Source organism: Microbispora sp. GKU 823, from assembly GCF_002027145.1.
Classification (GTDB): domain Bacteria; phylum Actinomycetota; class Actinomycetes; order Streptosporangiales; family Streptosporangiaceae; genus Microbispora; species Microbispora siamensis.
The window spans coordinates 61,254-77,035 of sequence record NZ_MWJN01000022.1 but is presented as its reverse complement, the minus strand read 5'-3'; the positions used below and the strand labels follow the sequence as shown (position 1 = coordinate 77,035).

The window sequence follows — 15,782 nt, the reverse complement described above, 5'->3', positions numbered from 1 at the left end:
CGTGGCCGGGTCGGCCAGATAACGGCTCGACACTAGCCCGCGCCCGAATCGGCCCCGTTCTGACGGCGGTGGCTTTTGCGGAACCGCGTCGCACATCTTGCCCGTGTTAGACGATGTTGCGCGCCCGGAATGCCCAGGTCCGATTTATCGCGTAACTCAGCGGCGGACTCAGCAGGATTATCAGCGCCTGCGCCACCATGAGCGGAATCCCAGCGATCTCCACCAGGATGGGGAGGCCGACGACGGAGGAGCCGAGAAACGTCAGACCGACAGCGTAGAAACGCAGGAAGCCGGACAGCCATCCCTGCCCGGAAACCTTGAAAACCACCAGGCGGTAAACCGGATAAAGGATCAACGTCGTGATGAAGTGGCTGACCACGACAAGGACAAGGTAGGGCACCGTGTCCATGGCGACGAGCAGACCGAGGCCGAGCAGGGCGTAGTAGACGCCCGCCGTCAGGGCGCCCGCCAGCAGATAGGTGATCCGCTGGCCGAGCAGAGCCCGGAGCGGCGCCCACGGAAGGGCATGCGGCGCCCGGACGCTCCGGTTGTTCGGTTTGAGCAGCGTTCCGCTGTCCATGCCGCTCACCTCCGTCGCCCGGGCGCGCCGCGCTTCAGGTAGCCACCGGCCGCGGCCCCCGTGCTGAAGATGAGATCGAGCACGGTCACCCGGTGGTCGAACGGCGGGTGGAGCTGCGGGTACTCGGGATAGCCCGAGTAGTCGAACCACTCGACCTCGATGCCCTCCTGGCGGAAGAGGCTCTCATCCAGATAGGCCCGGGCGGCCGGGCCCGTCACGTAGTGGCCGGCACCGGCCTTCCGGCACAGGTCGACGAGACGCTCGGTCTTCGAACCGGTCGCGCCGTAACTCTCCGCCCGGCTGAGGTTGGCCCGGATGCCGAGCAGCGGGCAGAGCCCTTCGAGGAAGTGCCTGTTGATCTCGGACAGCCGGTCGCTTTCACAGCGCCGGTAGAGCTCCTCCACGACGGGCGCGGCCTCGTCGAAGAAGGCGGCCTTCCGGTACGTCTGCGCGAGGATCCGCCAATGCGCGGTGCGCCATTGCGGATCGCTCGTCGTGACCTCGTTGATCAGCCGGCTCCGGGGTCCGCCCGTGACCGGAATCGACAGCCAGTCGAGCCCCCGCGCCGTCTTGATCCGGTTGCGGTTACGCCAGTCCCTGCCGGTGTACTGCACGTCATCGAGCAGGACGAACTCGTCGACGTGAGCGATCAGGTCGAAGTATCCCTTCCAGGGGATGTAGTTGGACTGGACGATGGCGATGCGTTTCATGCGTCTCACACTCTCGGCCCGCTCGAATGCCATGCCGCCTGTGCAAGGCTCTCCTGGGGTCGGACGCCGCGGTCGTCGGCCGCCGGCCGGGCGACCGGCGCCGCGGCGGCCTCCGCCGCCGTCAGACGTGCGGCGCCGTGCTCACACCGCTGCCGGACGATGTACATGGGCCGCCCCATCCGTTCGGTGTGGATCCTGCCGAGGTATTCTCCGATGACTCCGAGTGCGATCATCTGCGCGGCGGCGAAGAGCGAGATCATCGACGCCGTCGACGTGAAACCCGCCACCGTGCTGGCCCCGGACCAGTACATCCAAAGGAAGACCCCGAGCAGGGTGAGCCCAAGAGCTCCGGTCAGCAACCCGAAGTAGGTCACCAGACGGAGCGGAACGGTGCTGTAGCCCACGAGGACGACGATCGCATGCCGGACCAGCATCGGCAGGGTGTAGTTGGATCGCCCGACCCTTCTTTCCTGCAGGTTCACCGGGACCGCTCCGATCCTCGTGGTCGCCCAGGAGAACGCGATGTCGACCTGGGTGTGCGGGACCTCCACCCTGTCCAACGACTCCCGCAGAAATGCCCGGAAAGCCCTGAACGCAGAGATGTACTGGGCGTGTTCTCCGCCGAACCGCCCGCCGAGGACCGCCTTCAGGGATCTGGAGGCGAGGTTGCGCAGGGGTCCGTGTTTCCCGGCGACGGGGACTCCGTAGACGATGTCGAGGTCGGGACCCAGTCCCGCCAGGAGCTTGGGGATCTCCTCCGGTGAGTGCTGGAGATCGTCGTCCATCGTCACCACGATCTCGTGTCGCGCGCTGCGTATGCCGGCGACGAGAGCGTTCTGCTGCCCGTAGTTCCTGGCCAGCAACACCGCGCGGACGACATCGTGCCGTTCGACAAGCTCCTGAGCCACTTCCCATGTGTCGTCCGGCGAGCCGTCGACGACGAGTACGACCTCGAACAGCGAGGTGGCGGTGGGCAGAACGGCGAGAATCCGTTCCACCAAGGTCGGCAGCGTCTGCGCCGACCGGTAACAGGGAATCACGACGGATACGCTCGTCATGGCGTCAGTCTGACGAGTTCCGCTCCGGAATCCGGACCCACGCGTCTGGATTTGCGCGATATTGATGGATGCGGCCCGCATTCTTGGATCCCCCTCCTGAGGCGAACTCCTCCCTTTTCCTGAACACCTGCCGGCTCATCAGGAAGGTGAGCGGAACCGTCACGCACATCGTCACCGGCATCGCCGCCCGGCCGTCGACTCCCAGCCGGACCAGGAGCGTCAGGAGGGCCAGACCGACGAGATATTGGACGAGGTAGACGCCCGGGAACCGGACGACGGAACCGATCGACGCCCGGGCGCGGAACACGAACGCCGCGTTGACGACATAGGCGAAGGCGATACCGGCCACGTACATCACCGTGTAGGCCGCCGGCGACGGCAGCCACCTGGAGAGGACGACGAACAGCGCGTACGTGGCGCCGCTGTTGACGGCGCCACCCGCCAGGAAACGGAGGAACTGCCGATCCCTCACGAGGGAACCGTCTGCCTGGAGACGATGTCCAGGAACTCGTCGTACGAGCGGATGTAGTCGTCCGGGTCGTAGTAGTGGGAGGCGAACACGAGGAGCACGGCGTCGGGCGAGTACCTGTACTGCGTGCCCCAGATCATGGCCGGCATGTAGACCCCGCGGCTGGGGCTGTCCAGGGTGACCTCACGCCGGTTGCGGCCGTCGTCCAGCAGAACGCCGCAGGAGCCCCGCACACAGATCAGGAACTGCTCGCACCGGCGGTGCGCGTGCTCTCCCCGGACCTCCCTGCTCGGCACGTTGAAGACCAGGAAATAGCGCTTGGGCACGAACGGCAGCTCCCGCTCGAACTCGCCGACCGAGAGATCGCCGCGCAGGTCCTTGATGAGGTGCAATTCGTGCAAGCTCGCTTCCCCGACTCCGAACCTCACCGTGCCCCCCGTGTCACGGCTGGGAGGGGATGTGGCGAGATGCCCGAAGTCGGTGACATAGCCCTTGATGCGGGCGGGATTGCCCACCACAACCGAATTCGGAGGAACCGAACGCGTCACGACGGCCCCCGCCCCCACCATCGCGCCGGTGCCGATCTCCACACCCGGCAGGATCGTGCTGTTCGCGCCGATGGACGCACCGGAGCGGACGACCGTGCGGGCGAAACGTTCCGGGTAGACCTTGCTTCGCGGGAACGGGTCGTTCGTGAACGTCGCGTTGGGGCCGATGAAGACGTCGTCCTCGATCGTTATCCCGTCCCATATCTGGACACCGCACTTGACGGTCACGCGATCTCCGAGAACGACGTCGTTCTCGACGAAGACACCGTCGCAGATGTTGCACTCGGCCCCGAGGCGTGCCCCCGGGAGCACGTGCGCGAACGCCCAGATCCGAGTGCCGGCTCCGATGTCCGTGCTTTCACAGATGGCCTGCGGATGGATGAAGGCCTGTTTCATGAACGCCTGCCGGTGTACAGAGAAACGGGGCCGGAAGCACCGTCGAAGAAGCAAGCCGAGCGCACCAGAGCCAGCGGCCGTTTCTTGGTGTTCTCATAGCTCCGCCACGCGTAGGACCCGAGAAGACCGAGTCCCAGAGTGTTCAGCGCCCCGAAGAAGGTGATGACCAGGATCGTGGTCGTGTAGCCCGCCGCGGCGATCTGACCGGTCAGCCGCATGACGAAGACGAAGACGCCGAGGCAGGCCGCGAGGACGACTCCGAGCGCTCCCAAGACCGTGAAAACGCGGATCGGCAGGTCCGTGAAGGCGAAGACACTGTCCATGAAGTAGGTGACTTTCTTGGCGAGCGTCCAGGTGCTCTTGCCGTGCGCTCGTGCCCGCCGCTGGAACGGCACCTCGCATCGCCGGAAGCCGAGCCAGTAGACGAGGCCGACGAGGGAGCTGTTCGCCTCCTCCAGTCGCAAAAGCTCGTCCCTGATCCGCCTGTTGCACCCGAAGACGTCGACTCCTCCGGATGGGATCTCCTTGACGACGAAACGGCGGTAGAACGCCCAGAACAGGTTCGCCGCCAGGCGCGACATTCCCGGATCGTCGCGCCCCTCCCGGACTCCCACCGCGATGTCCATGTCGTCGCGCACGAGCCTGTCCAGAAACTGGAGCAGAAGCTCCGGCGGCTCCTGCAGGTCCGCGTTGATCACTGCGAAATAGTCGCCCCGGGCCGCGCGCAGACCGGTGCGGATGGCGGCGAACGCGCCGAAGTTGCGGGCGTGCAGGAGCAGTTGCGAGCGGAACGGCGCCTGCGGCAGGGCCCTTTCGAGAAGCTCGTAGCTGTCGTCCGGACTGGCGTCGACGACGAAGACGACCTCCACCGGCATTCCGTACCGTTCGGCGGCGATCGCACTTATGCCGCTGAACTCCGCGATCAACTGCGGCACGAATTCCGCGTTCCGGTAAACGGGAACGATCACTGAGAACATCGGGTCACCAGGTGTTGACGGAGGAGATCACTCGCGTGACCTCCTCATCGGAGAGCTCGGCGTAGCAGGGCAGCGTGAGGATCGAGGCCGATAGGTCGTCGGTGACCGGGAGACCGGGCCACTCCCCGAACTCGGCCAGCACGGGCTGACGGTGGTCCGGGACCGGGTAGTGCACATCCGTCAGGATCGACGCCCCGGCGAGATGAGCCCGGAGTGCCTGTCTGTCATCGCTCGTCACGACGTACAGGTGACCGGTGAATTCCTCTCCGTGGACCGGAGGACATGTCACCCTCGGGTTGGCGATCTCCCGCGAGTAGCGAGCCGCGATCTCGCGGCGCCGCTCGTTCCAGCCGTCGAGCAGAGGAAGCTTGGCCCGCAGTATCGCGGCCTGCATCTCGTCGAGGCGGCTGTTGCGCCCTCCTCTGACGCCGGCCCGATATCTCGATTCCCAGCCGTACTGCCGCAGGCGCTTCACCCGCTCGGCCACCTCCGGGCTGCCGGTGACCACGGCGCCACCGTCGCCCAGCGCGCCCAGGTTCTTCGTCGGATAGAAGCTGAAACTCGCCGCGGCGCCGAACGACCCCGCCCGCCGGCCGTCCCCGGCGGGCTCCGTGGGCCTGCGCGCAGTCCTCCAGTACGGGAAGACCGGCCCGATCCGTGAGATCGAGGACCGCCTCCATGTCGTGCAGGAGCCCGAAGAGATGCGTGATCACGACCGCGTCGAGGGCTCGTTCCTCCAGGATCTGCTTGAGGTGGGCGAGGTCCATCAGCCGCGTACCGCGGTCCACGTCCACGAAGACCGGTTCCGCGCCGAGTGCCATCAGTGCGGTGGTCGTGTAGCAGCCGGCGTTCGCGACCGTCGCCACGCGGCTGCCCGGGCCGACGCCGAGCGCGCGAAGACCGAGTTCGATGGCGTCCGTTCCGCTGGCGACGCCCACGCAGTAGGCAGTGCCGCAGTATTCGGCGAATTCCCGCTCGAAGGCTTCGCACTCCTCGCCCAGGATGTACCAGCCGCTGCTCAGCACCCGCTGGACAGGAGCGCGGACGACCGGCTCCGTCAGAGCCGCATGACGCCGGAGGTCGTTCACCAGGATCTGGTCAGTCACGTCTTCCCTCGCTGTCTCGACGTGCTCGACGCGATCAGCCTATGGATTTCCGCACCGGCGAATGGCCCGGCGCACCCTGCTGATCGTTTCTTTGCCGGTAATGGGGCGGATCAATGTTCCCCGTCGTCCCGCACCCGATAGACGGCATAGTCACCGGAACGAAACCGTAGATCCGCGAATTCGCCGATTCTCTTTTCCGACCCGGCGAACTGCTCGTCGACGAAAAGCCAACCCACTCCGTAGCGCTCGCGGAGGAGCCGGATCGACGACGCGGAAGGAGTCGTGAAGGCCGCCTCGTTCGCCGCCAGGCTCCGCTCGTCCCAGAACGGGAGGTGCAGCACCGACAGACCCGGCCGCCAGCGGTCCTCGTTCGTCGCCGTGAAGGCCCACCCCTCGAGCAGCACCCGCCGTTCCGAGAACGCGGCCACCCAGAAGTGACGGCTGTCGCAGGGATCGGCCTGCCCCCACAGGCAGTGCGCGTTCGTCGCGACTATATCGTCGGGACTCGAGTGCGAACGCAACCAACGTCCAGCCGCCATGGCACCGGGCGGGTATGCCGGAGTCTTCACCGTCGGACCTGATCCGCGAGGAGTGGATTGTCCGAAGAGAAGTCCCAGAGCGTGCGTGTGACCGTCTGCGAGCAGGCCCATGCTCGCGGACAGCACGATCATGATGGCCGCGGCGTGGAGACGTCCCCGCACCGCGATCAGGATGATCGCTGCGACGACGGCGAGGACCAGCAGCGCGACGTAGGGCCAGATCAGGACCGTGTCCGGCTGGCCCGGGCGAAGCGGCACGCGGACACCACACGCGAGGGGAATGACGTAGACGGCGACCAGCCCCGCGCAGACGGCGAAAGCCACCCCCCGGTAGGACAGGCCCGCACGCCGTACGACGGCGAGGATTCCGTAGACCGCCACGATCGCCAGATAGGGATAGGCACCCCCGAGGAAGAAGACCTGACTGTGGCCGGGATGGCCCAGAAGCAGCGCCGCGCCGAGGCCCACCGCTCCGATGCCCAGCATGAGGATCACCGGAGGTCTGAGGAGCGATCGGGGACGGCTCAGCAGCCCCAAGATGCCCGACCAGGTGATGAGCAAGCCCAGCAGGCACACCAGGGTCAAGGCGAGCATCGAACCCGAAGACGGCTCTGCCGGCTTTCCCAATCCAGTGAGTTCATCCCAGGTTGTCCCTACGAAGTACAAGGGGATGACCATCGTGGCGTGCCGGGCACCGCCGAACAGGACCAGCTGCCCGTACAGCAGACACCCTCCAGTGATCGCCAGCACCGCGGCTGTCTGCCGGGACGGGCGGCGCCGCCTGACGGTCTCGACCACGGCTACCGCGAGCAGCCCCGCTGCGAGCATGGGCAGATAGGTCGCCTTCGCCCCCATGACCGCGACGAGCAGGAGAACCAGCAGAAGCCATTCGCGGGCGTGATCTCGATGACGACGAGTGTCGACAATGAGGATCATGACTGCGGCGAACAGCAAGGAACCAAAGGTCTGGGTGGGACTCGTCCACGCGTGCTCGGGAATCCCGATGAAGGTGAACGACCCGTTGCTGCCGAGGTACAGGCTCGGAATCGCGGCGAAAACCGCACCCACGACGGCGATCGACGCGCCTCCCCAAAGGCCGATGACGCGCCTGGCGGTCATCCCGATCAGGACGACGAGGGCCGCGAGCATGGGCAGCATGGCCAGGCGGGTCAGCAGTACCAATGGCTCCAGGCCCGTGGTCCAGCTCGCCGCGGCGAGGTGTGCGTAGACGAACCAGTGATAGAGCAGCGGCTCACCGGCGACCATCGGGATGGTCGGCGGAACGTGGTGCTTCAGCTCGCCTATCAAAGCGAGATGGAAGGAGACGTCGGGCGCCGCGCTCCCGAGCGCCGGCCAGGTCAGCGCCGTGGTCCTGAAGTAGGTGACGGCGCCCCAGAGCACGAGATAAACGAAGGCGATGGCGAGCGACCAGGAGTACCAGAGCGGTGGCGTGCTTCGGCGGCGACCGCCCCTCCAGTGCCCCCGCAGCCCGGGGACGGCCAGAAACAGAACGTAGGTGGTGATCGGCCAGATCACCACGAGCAGCGGCGCCCCCAGGGCGCGCACGCCGATGTAGAAGAATACCTCGATCGCATAGCCGCAGGTCAGACCGAGGGCGATCTCCTCTGCCCTTGTACGGTCGCCGCGGTACAACACACGGACCCACAGCACGCCGGGCACGGCGACGCCAAGCATGACATAGGCCGCGAAGATGGCGACATCACCGATGGAAACTCCGAAGAAGTGCACGACCGCCACGGTGAGAACGGCCGCGAACGTCGCAGGCAGCCATCTCGCCAATGTCCTCGTCGTGACCGGTCGGTTCCTTGGAGTCTTTTCCCGCGTCGCCATCGGCTTGGATCGCAGGAGGGACGGCACTTCACCCATGCGGGAGAGACTGGCGACCGACAGCGCCCGCGTACTGCCGGACACTCGCGAACGGTGATGTTCTTGGCCACTCCTTTCATGACCCGTGATGGCATCACGGTGCGGCCTTCATCGGCTCCACGAGGTCGCGCTCTCCGGGTCCGCCCCGGTCGATGTCCCGCCGCCGATGTCACCGCTGCCGGCCGGTCACCTCGAAGGCGCGCACGGCGTCGATCACGCGGGTCACGTCGTCCTCGTCCAGGTCCGCGAACAGCGGCAGCCGTACGAGGCGGCCGGCGGCATCCTCCGTCACCGGGCATCCTCCGGGGATGGCCCTGCCGTGCAGGAGACCTGCGGGCGCGTTGTGCAGGGGCTGGTAGTGGAACGCCGCTCCTATGCCCCGTTCCGCAAGGTGGGCGATGAAGGACTGCCGGTGCTCGAGGCCGGGGAAGAGCAGGTGATAGAGGTGCGCCGGATGTTCGCAGTCATCGGGGACGATCGGGCGTCGAATCCCGTTCTCTTCCGCCCAGCCGGCCAGCTCCTCGTGGTACCTGCTCCATATGGCGTGCCGCCGAGCCTGGACGCTCGGGAAGGATTCGAGCTGGGCGACCAGCATCGCGGCGAGAACGTCGGACGGCAGATAGCTGGAGCCGATGTCGATCCAGCGATACTTGTCCACCTGCCCGCGGAAGAACCGGCTTCTGTCGGTGCCCTTCTCCCTGATGATCTCCGCGCGGGCGACGAGTCCCGGGTCGTTGAGCAGAAGGGCGCCGCCCTCCCCGCACTGGACGTTCTTTGTCTCGTGGAAGCTCTGTGTCGCCATCTCGCCGAAGGAGCCGAGCGGCCTGCCCCGATAGAAGCCCCCTAGGCCGTGCGCGTTGTCCTCGATCAGAGCGAGACCGTACCGCTCGCAGATCTTGCCGATCGTCTCCATCTCGCAGGCGACCCCGGCGTAATGGACGACGACGACGGCCCGGGTACGCCGCGTGATCGCGCCCTCGACGAGTCGCTCATCGATGTTCAGCGTGTCGGGCCTGCAGTCGGCGAACACCGGAACCGCTCCCCGCAGGGCGTACGCGTTGGCGGTGGAGACGAAGGTGAAGGACGGCATGATCACTTCGTCGCCCGGCCGCAGGTCGAGCAGGATCGCGGTCATCTCCAGTGCGTGCGTGCACGATGTGGTCAGCATCGCCTCACCCGCCTGCGTGATCTCCTCGAGCAGCGCCGTGGCGCGCCTCGTGAACGGACCGTCGCCGCAGGTGAAGCCATTCCGCACGGCCTCGGTGATGTAGTTGAGCTCGTTCCGCGCGACATGCGGTCGATTGAAGGGAATCGCACTAAGGCCGGTCGTGGTCACTACCACAGTGAACGACGGCGGCCCAGCAGCCTCCAGCGGCGTCGCGGGCGTCTGGCGAGCCATTGCGAAAGCCTTACGGCGCACCTAACAACGGATCACGCCACTCCAGGCCGACGACGCCCTCAGACCAGGGTTGACGAGATTCTCCGATACCGAGACGGCGTGCTGAAGGTTCTCGGACGTCGGCGACTCACCCGCCCTCGCCTTGGGCCCGTGCGCCGTAAAGCCCGAACATCAGCGGCGGGACGCGGGTTCGGCCGCCATCCGCGCCGTCCGCGCGTGGGGCGAGAACCGGCGTCCGGTGTCCCGCTCTTCGAATACGGCGAACGGCCCTCAGCGCGGCTGGGGGCCGTTCGACCGCCGCGAAGATCGGCGGCGCCGGCAGGTCTGCGGGAAACGACTATCTCGTGCGGGCGCGTGCCAGGAGTTCACTGTAGATCTGGACGTGTTCGTCCACCATGGCGTCGAGGGTCAGGTGGCTTCTGGCCCACGCCTGGGCCTTGACCGCGAGATCACGAGCGCGCTCGCGATCCGCCAGCAGGGTGGCCAGAGCGTCGGCCAGAGCGGCGGCGTCGCCGGGGGGGACGACCAGACCTCGCCCTTCGAGCAATTCGGGGGGCCCGCCGGACGCGGTTGCGACAACAGGAACGCACGCGGCCATCGCCTCCATCACGGCAGTGCTGAGCCCTTCGCTCACCGACGGCAGAACGAAGACGTCCGCGCGCCGCAACAAGGCGGCGACGTCTTGACGAAGGCCGAGAAAACGGATGTCCGCGGAGAGTCGCCGTGCCTGCTCCTCGAGACCCTCACGTTCGACCCCGTCGCCGACCAGGAGAAGCGTGCCGGCGATCCCTCGCTCCTCCAGCAAGCCCATGGCTTCGATCAGGTATTTGTGACCCTTCGAACTACGCAGGTTGGCGACACAGAGGACCACGGGCAGGGCGGTGTCGATGGCAGCCGGCATGACTTCGTCGAACGCCTCCGGCGCCAGTCCGTTGTAGACCGTGGTGATCTTGTTTGCGTCCAGCCCTTCCTGGCGTACCGTGTTTTCTGCCACCGCCCGGGAGATGGCGATAACGCGATCCGTCATCCGGGTGGCGACGCGCTCGACGGCCAGCATCGCCTTCTTCTTGCTGTTCTCTTTATAGAACCCCATGTTTCGCCGTCCGGCCACGACCACGGGTACTCCGGCAAGCCGGGCTGCAGGCGCGACTACTACATACGCGTAATACAGGAAAGCGTGTACCACGTCTGGCTTCTCCCGCCGAAGCAGCCGAACCAGGCGGATGAAAGCCGCGAAAGTGTTGGCCGGGTCACGAGGAATCTCACGTCCACCCCGAAAACCGAGGTAGACGACAGTTATCCCCTCGTCTCTCAGCGCGGCTTCGTGTGGCCCACCGCCGAACATCACGAGCACGACCGTCTCGATGCCTCGACGGTGCAGGCTCCGAGCGAGAAGAACGAGTTGATTCTCGGCTCCCCCGAGAGCCAACTGATCCGCGACCAAGAAAACCTTTCTGGGACGCGTTCCTGACATCGAGGCCTGCGCAGCTGTTTGTTCCGTACGCATCTACGAGACTCTTTCGATCTAGGAAGGTTCGGCCGGGTGTCACGGTGATCACGAGAGCTGCTTCTCAGCGGCACAGACTTAGTTGCGGCCGACGAACGAGGGAGGACGCCGCCTCCGAGGACGTGAAGTCGGTGGCTGAATCAGGATCGCCCTCACGGAGCAGGCATCGTCGGCGACGTCGCCATAAGACCGCGAGACATTGCGCAGTTCTGTCCTCGGCATTACCCCCGACAGAGCCATTCCAGGCCGTATGCGGGGTCACGCGCTCTGGGTGGGACGTGCCGCCGAATCCGGAAGGCGGACGTGTGATTCGGACGTGATGACGCGTCGCAGCGACGTGATCCAGAATCCGGTGCCGAGGATGGCGATCACCAGCCTCCCCCACGCGAAGAGAAGTGCCGTCGTCAAGGCTGCGGTAGCCGTCCACGCCGCGATGAGCAACGCTGCGACGAGTAGGGCCGCCTCTGCGCAGAGATAGGCGAGCCGCCAGCCCGGCTTCCCCGTTGCGAGGGGGAGAACATTGCACCAGCAGACCAGGCCCTTCACGCACGCCGCGCCGAGGAGCAGCATCGCGACCACGCCGGTGTCGGCGAATTCCGCGCCATAGGCCACGGTGATGACGGTGCCGAGCATCGGAAGGGCGATGGCGGCCGTCAGCGCTCCGCCCCCCGTCATCAGCAGCGTGGTACGCGCGATGTCGCGTTTGATGACAGCCGCGCCGGCTCCTCGCGCGACGGCTTGGGCGAGTCGTGGATACAGCATCGCCGCGACCGGAGTGGCCAGGGTGGCATAGAAGCGCCCGGGAGCCATTGTGATCTTGAGTATGGTGACGAGGGGTGGTCCGCCGACGAAGCCCGCGATGGTGAGAATGCCGGTGTCGGAAATCCCCGCCACAATCGTGCCGATTGAGGTCGGCAGGGTGAACCGGAGCATCCCCGCGGGTAGCCGTGGGCTGCCGACGGCTGGGCCCAGTGACTGTGCCACCGCGCGCGAGGCGAGGAGGCAGAGCACCGCAGCGACCAGGAGTGCGCCCACCGCCTGACCGGCCAGATAGAGCAGAGGTCCACCGGTGAAGAGTCCGGCGAGCGACAATCCGAACGAAACGAGCGCGCCCTGCACGCGCAGGAGTCCCGACACACGCAACCGGTCCGCGATCGCGAACCCCGTGAACGCCATGCCATACGGGGCCATGACACCACGTCCGGCGACCGAGAGGACGAGCATGAGCGCAAGGTCCGCCGAGAGGATGCCCAACATCCACGCGCCGAGAACCGCGGCGAGGGCGACCACGGTCGCCGCGAGGGCGATCCCGGCGTCCAGGCGCAGCAGGCGCAGGAAGAGTGCGCACCCGTGACCGGTCCGCTCCTGCTCGATCGGGACGAACCGCTGGGTGGCCCTCTCCAGACAGGGATCGAACACGAGGAACCAGAAGCTCGCGAGGGACTGGGCGAAGATGACATGCCCGGAGGTCTCGGCCCCGGTCACTCGGACGAGGGCTATGAGGCTGAGCGTGGGAAGAACGGTCTCCCCGAGCCCGGCCGAGCTCAGCGACGTGAAGGTGAGCAGATGCCGCCCAAGCGGGAGCCGAAGCCGGCGGAGAGAGCGCCTGAGAAAGGTTGTCGACATGGTTTACGAACCCTCGCCATCCAGGCCTCGGTCACTTCTAATCAAACGGCTATGCGCTGACACAGATGTTTCACCTCGCCGCCATGACATCCTTGCCTGGAGAATCCTCATGTCGGCCTCCTGACTCCCGTTCACGCAAGAAACCGTGAAGAGCGAAGACGAGGTCACCAAGGGCAACGTCGTCGTAGCGGACACCCGCGAATGGGGAAAGTCACCGGCTCCCCAAGAGACGCTTCACGCTTCTCCGGTGCGCGAAGGCGAAAAGGCGAGGTCAGGCACATGAGCGCAAGTCTGGCGACTGATATGCCAAGAGCCGGGGCCGACGCGGCCCGCCCACTGTCCCATTACCAGAATCTTATCGGGGCGAAGCACTCTCGATCAGTTCGTCCCCGGAAGGTCGGCTAGCGACCTGGTTGCCGCTCGGACCGGGGAATGACCTTTTACGGGGACTTGGTATACCGAGCGGCCCTGCGTCCAGCGTGCGTCACGCCCTTCCCCGTTAGATTGACGGACGTCCCGGAACGTCTCGGCCACTGATCTGCGGGTGATTCTTTTGGAATACGTGGTCATCGCGATAACCGCGGCAACACTTGTTTTTCTCGTTCACGCCTTCATCGACCGGGACACCGCACGGATCGTCCTGCCGGTGCTGCTCCTCGCGTTCGCCGTACGGCTCATTGTCAATCTCCTGGTCATTCGCTCCGGCCTGCTGCCGTACGGCGGCGACAATCACACCTATGAGCACAGAGCGATGGAGATCGTCGCTTACTGGGACCGCGAGGGCATCCAATTCGTCACCTCAGCCCAGATAAGCGGCATCTATTCCGTCACAGTGCCCTGCAATCTCTTCGCGCTCATCATCTACCTGTGCGGCGGTCCGGCTCCCCTGGCGTGCACCTCCGTGGTGGCACTGATCGCCTGCGCGCTGTGCATCGTCGTCTACCGGTTCGCGAGGATCATCGGGGCCGACGAGCGGTCCTCCTTCCGGCTCCTCACCCTGACGGCGTTCATGCCCTCGCTTCTGCTGCACACGTCGAGCACGTACAAAGACGGTTTCAACGCGTTCCTCGTCGTGGCGTGCCTCTACCTCGCCGCCTCGAACGTGCAGAGATTCGATGCCCGGAAGCTACTGCTGCTCGCACCGCTGCTGTGGGCGCTGTGGAACGTGCGCCCCTACATGGTGTTCATGTGCGGGCTCCCGCTCATCCTCGGCTTCGTCGCGTCCAAGCGCGCTCTCCCCTTGTGCACTCTCGCCCTGCTCGCCGGTGTTCTTTCCCTCTTCGTGTTCTTCCCCGAATCGACGCAGTTCGCAGCCGGGTCGTTCCAGGAACAGCTCGACCAGGGGCAGTCCGAAGCGGTGCGCAGCGGGAACGCGGAGGGAGGCTCCGGTGTCGTGTTCGACGACGGCGGAGATCCATGGAGCGCGATTCTGCCGAAGCTCGTCTACACGCTGCTGTCGCCGTTCCCCTGGATGGACGGCAGCCTCGTGCTGCAGCTCGGGAAGATCGAAACGCTGGTCTGGTACTACCTCCTCTTCTGGGCGTGGCGAGGAGTACGCGACCTGTGGCGCCAGGACCGCCGAGTGTTCATGGTCATCCTGCTCTTCGTCGTGCCCTGCACGATCGCGTATGCGACGAGCATGTCCAACATCGGCCTCATCTTCCGGCAACGGATGCCGATCGTGATCGCCGTAAGCCTGCTGTCCGCGTTCGCCTGGGCCCGGGCGTCGCAGCGCCGCGGCCAGGCCCCGTCCGGCACCTCGCATCACCCGCCCATCAGCACGGCCAGGAGCCTGACATGAGAATTCTTCATATCGCCTATCGGCTGCCGCCCGAGCCCGGAGGCATGGAGCTCCATATCGAACGGCAGATCCGCGCGCAGGTGCTTGGCGGCCACGAGGTGGTCGTCGCGCATCGTCGCGGAGCGCCTCTGCGGGACACCGAGTCGCTGCCCCTGACGCGCACCGCGGCCAGCCGGGCGGTCTCCCAGAAGTCCGACCAGGTCGCCTTCGCGATGGAGTGCGCCGCCGCGCTCCATCGCACGGGCCGGCCAGAGGTCATCCACCTGCACGGCGATCACCGGGAGGCGCTCGCGCTCGGCCCCGCCGCCCGGCGCCTCGGCATTCCGCTCGGGCTCCAGATCCACGGCGCCCTCGCGACGCACCACCGCTGGATCATGCCCTGGGCGTTCCGCCATGTCGGCGGATTCCTGGTGGCGGGAACCCGCCCCAGGGGGGACCTGCTGGCCGTCGGCGTTCCCGACCCGCTCATCCGGATGACGTCGGCCGGTCTGGACCTGCCGCGTCTGACCAGGTTTCGTACGGAGGACCACGTCGAACGGGGGTTGATCGTCAGCGTCGGTTCCCTGATCAAGGCGAAGAACCATGCCCTGACCATCGAGGCCTTCCACCGCGTCCGGAAGGCCCGGCCGTACGCGCGCCTCGTCATCGCCGGGGACGGGCCGGAACGGGACCGGTTGCGGCGGCTCGCGGCGGCCGGTCCGGGGATCGAGTTCACCGGGCACATCCCCCCCGACCGCGTCTACTCGCTGGTGAGCCGGGCCCAGATCCTCGTGCACTCGTCCCGGAGGCTGCGGGGCATGGGTGAGGGGATACCGAACGCGGCGCTGGAAGCGCTGGCGCTGGGCGCCGCCGTTCTCGTCTCCTCGGACGCCTCGCTCGACCCTGCGGCCCCTCCGGACGCATACCAGATGTTCCGTTCGGGGTCGGTGGACGATCTGGTCACCCAGCTCCACACTCTCCTCGACGACGACGAAGCACGGCAGCGGATGATCGAAAGAGGCGTCCGCGCCGCGGAGGCGCTGGATTGGCCGCTGGTGGCCGCGCGCGTCGAGCGCTGGTACGACGCGGTCATCTCCCGCCGGGTCCCCACCCTGCCGGCGTGATCTCGCCCTGATCGTGTCGCGGAGGGGCGCTCCCGGTCCACACGCTCGCCTCCCGGACCGGCCGGCACGACCGGTC

13 protein-coding genes and 1 pseudogene are annotated in these 15,782 nt (G+C 66.4%); 2 read left to right on the top strand and 12 right to left on the bottom strand.

Going from position 1 to position 15,782, the window contains the following annotated elements; translation table 11 throughout:
• Positions 1-106: 106 nt before the first annotated feature.
• The 12 genes and pseudogenes from B1L11_RS14470 to B1L11_RS14420 form a co-directional block, all read right to left on the bottom strand.
• Positions 107-580, bottom strand: coding sequence for a GtrA family protein (locus B1L11_RS14470; RefSeq protein ID WP_143737266.1), 474 nt, complete (start codon positions 578-580; stop codon positions 107-109).
• Between the two features lie 5 nt (positions 581-585).
• Positions 586-1,290: a WbqC family protein gene (locus tag B1L11_RS14465; RefSeq protein ID WP_079314955.1), complete on the bottom strand. Its 705-nt coding sequence runs from the start codon at positions 1,288-1,290 to the stop codon at positions 586-588.
• Positions 1,291-1,295: 5 nt separating this feature from the next.
• On the bottom strand, positions 1,296-2,429 hold the full coding sequence (locus B1L11_RS14460) for a glycosyltransferase family 2 protein (protein WP_256862534.1): 1,134 nt from the start codon (positions 2,427-2,429) through the stop codon (positions 1,296-1,298).
• Entirely contained in the window at positions 2,353-2,820 is a 468-nt protein-coding gene (locus B1L11_RS14455; RefSeq protein WP_079314953.1) for a GtrA family protein, read from the bottom strand. Before B1L11_RS14455 ends, B1L11_RS14460 begins: the two co-directional genes overlap by 77 nt.
• Positions 2,817-3,761: a WxcM-like domain-containing protein gene (locus B1L11_RS53985; protein WP_079314952.1), complete on the bottom strand. Its 945-nt coding sequence runs from the start codon at positions 3,759-3,761 to the stop codon at positions 2,817-2,819. The genes B1L11_RS14455 and B1L11_RS53985 overlap by 4 nt, the downstream gene beginning before the upstream one ends.
• Positions 3,758-4,729: a glycosyltransferase family 2 protein gene (locus B1L11_RS14445; RefSeq protein WP_218671119.1), complete on the bottom strand. Its 972-nt coding sequence runs from the start codon at positions 4,727-4,729 to the stop codon at positions 3,758-3,760. The genes B1L11_RS53985 and B1L11_RS14445 overlap by 4 nt, the downstream gene beginning before the upstream one ends.
• A 13-nt stretch (positions 4,730-4,742) precedes the next feature.
• A complete protein-coding gene (locus B1L11_RS50760; RefSeq protein WP_256862538.1) occupies positions 4,743-5,393 on the bottom strand; it encodes a DegT/DnrJ/EryC1/StrS aminotransferase family protein in 651 nt (216 codons plus the stop codon).
• Positions 5,394-5,400: 7 nt separating this feature from the next.
• Positions 5,401-5,763 (bottom strand): annotated as a pseudogene (locus tag B1L11_RS54800) (DegT/DnrJ/EryC1/StrS family aminotransferase); the annotation flags it as partial.
• A 191-nt stretch (positions 5,764-5,954) separates the two neighbouring features.
• Positions 5,955-8,141, bottom strand: a complete 2,187-nt coding sequence (locus B1L11_RS14435) for a hypothetical protein (protein WP_143737264.1) — start codon at positions 8,139-8,141, stop codon at positions 5,955-5,957.
• A gap of 298 nt (positions 8,142-8,439) precedes the next feature.
• Entirely contained in the window at positions 8,440-9,669 is a 1,230-nt protein-coding gene (gene rffA, locus B1L11_RS14430) for a dTDP-4-amino-4,6-dideoxygalactose transaminase (RefSeq protein ID WP_079314949.1), read from the bottom strand.
• A gap of 337 nt (positions 9,670-10,006) precedes the next feature.
• Positions 10,007-11,143, bottom strand: coding sequence for a glycosyltransferase (locus B1L11_RS14425; RefSeq protein WP_256862537.1), 1,137 nt, complete (start codon positions 11,141-11,143; stop codon positions 10,007-10,009).
• Between the two features lie 291 nt (positions 11,144-11,434).
• Positions 11,435-12,661, bottom strand: coding sequence for a hypothetical protein (locus tag B1L11_RS14420; RefSeq protein WP_143737263.1), 1,227 nt, complete (start codon positions 12,659-12,661; stop codon positions 11,435-11,437).
• Positions 12,662-13,346: 685 nt separating this feature from the next.
• On the opposite strand from B1L11_RS14420, the gene B1L11_RS46820 reads away from it, so the two are divergent.
• Together B1L11_RS46820 and B1L11_RS14415 are read left to right on the top strand one after the other, a co-directional pair.
• Positions 13,347-14,603: a hypothetical protein gene (locus tag B1L11_RS46820; protein WP_179155144.1), complete on the top strand. Its 1,257-nt coding sequence runs from the start codon at positions 13,347-13,349 to the stop codon at positions 14,601-14,603.
• A complete protein-coding gene (locus tag B1L11_RS14415) occupies positions 14,600-15,706 on the top strand; it encodes a glycosyltransferase family 4 protein (RefSeq protein WP_179155143.1) in 1,107 nt (368 codons plus the stop codon). Before B1L11_RS46820 ends, B1L11_RS14415 begins: the two co-directional genes overlap by 4 nt.
• The last annotated feature ends 76 nt before the right edge of the window (positions 15,707-15,782 follow it).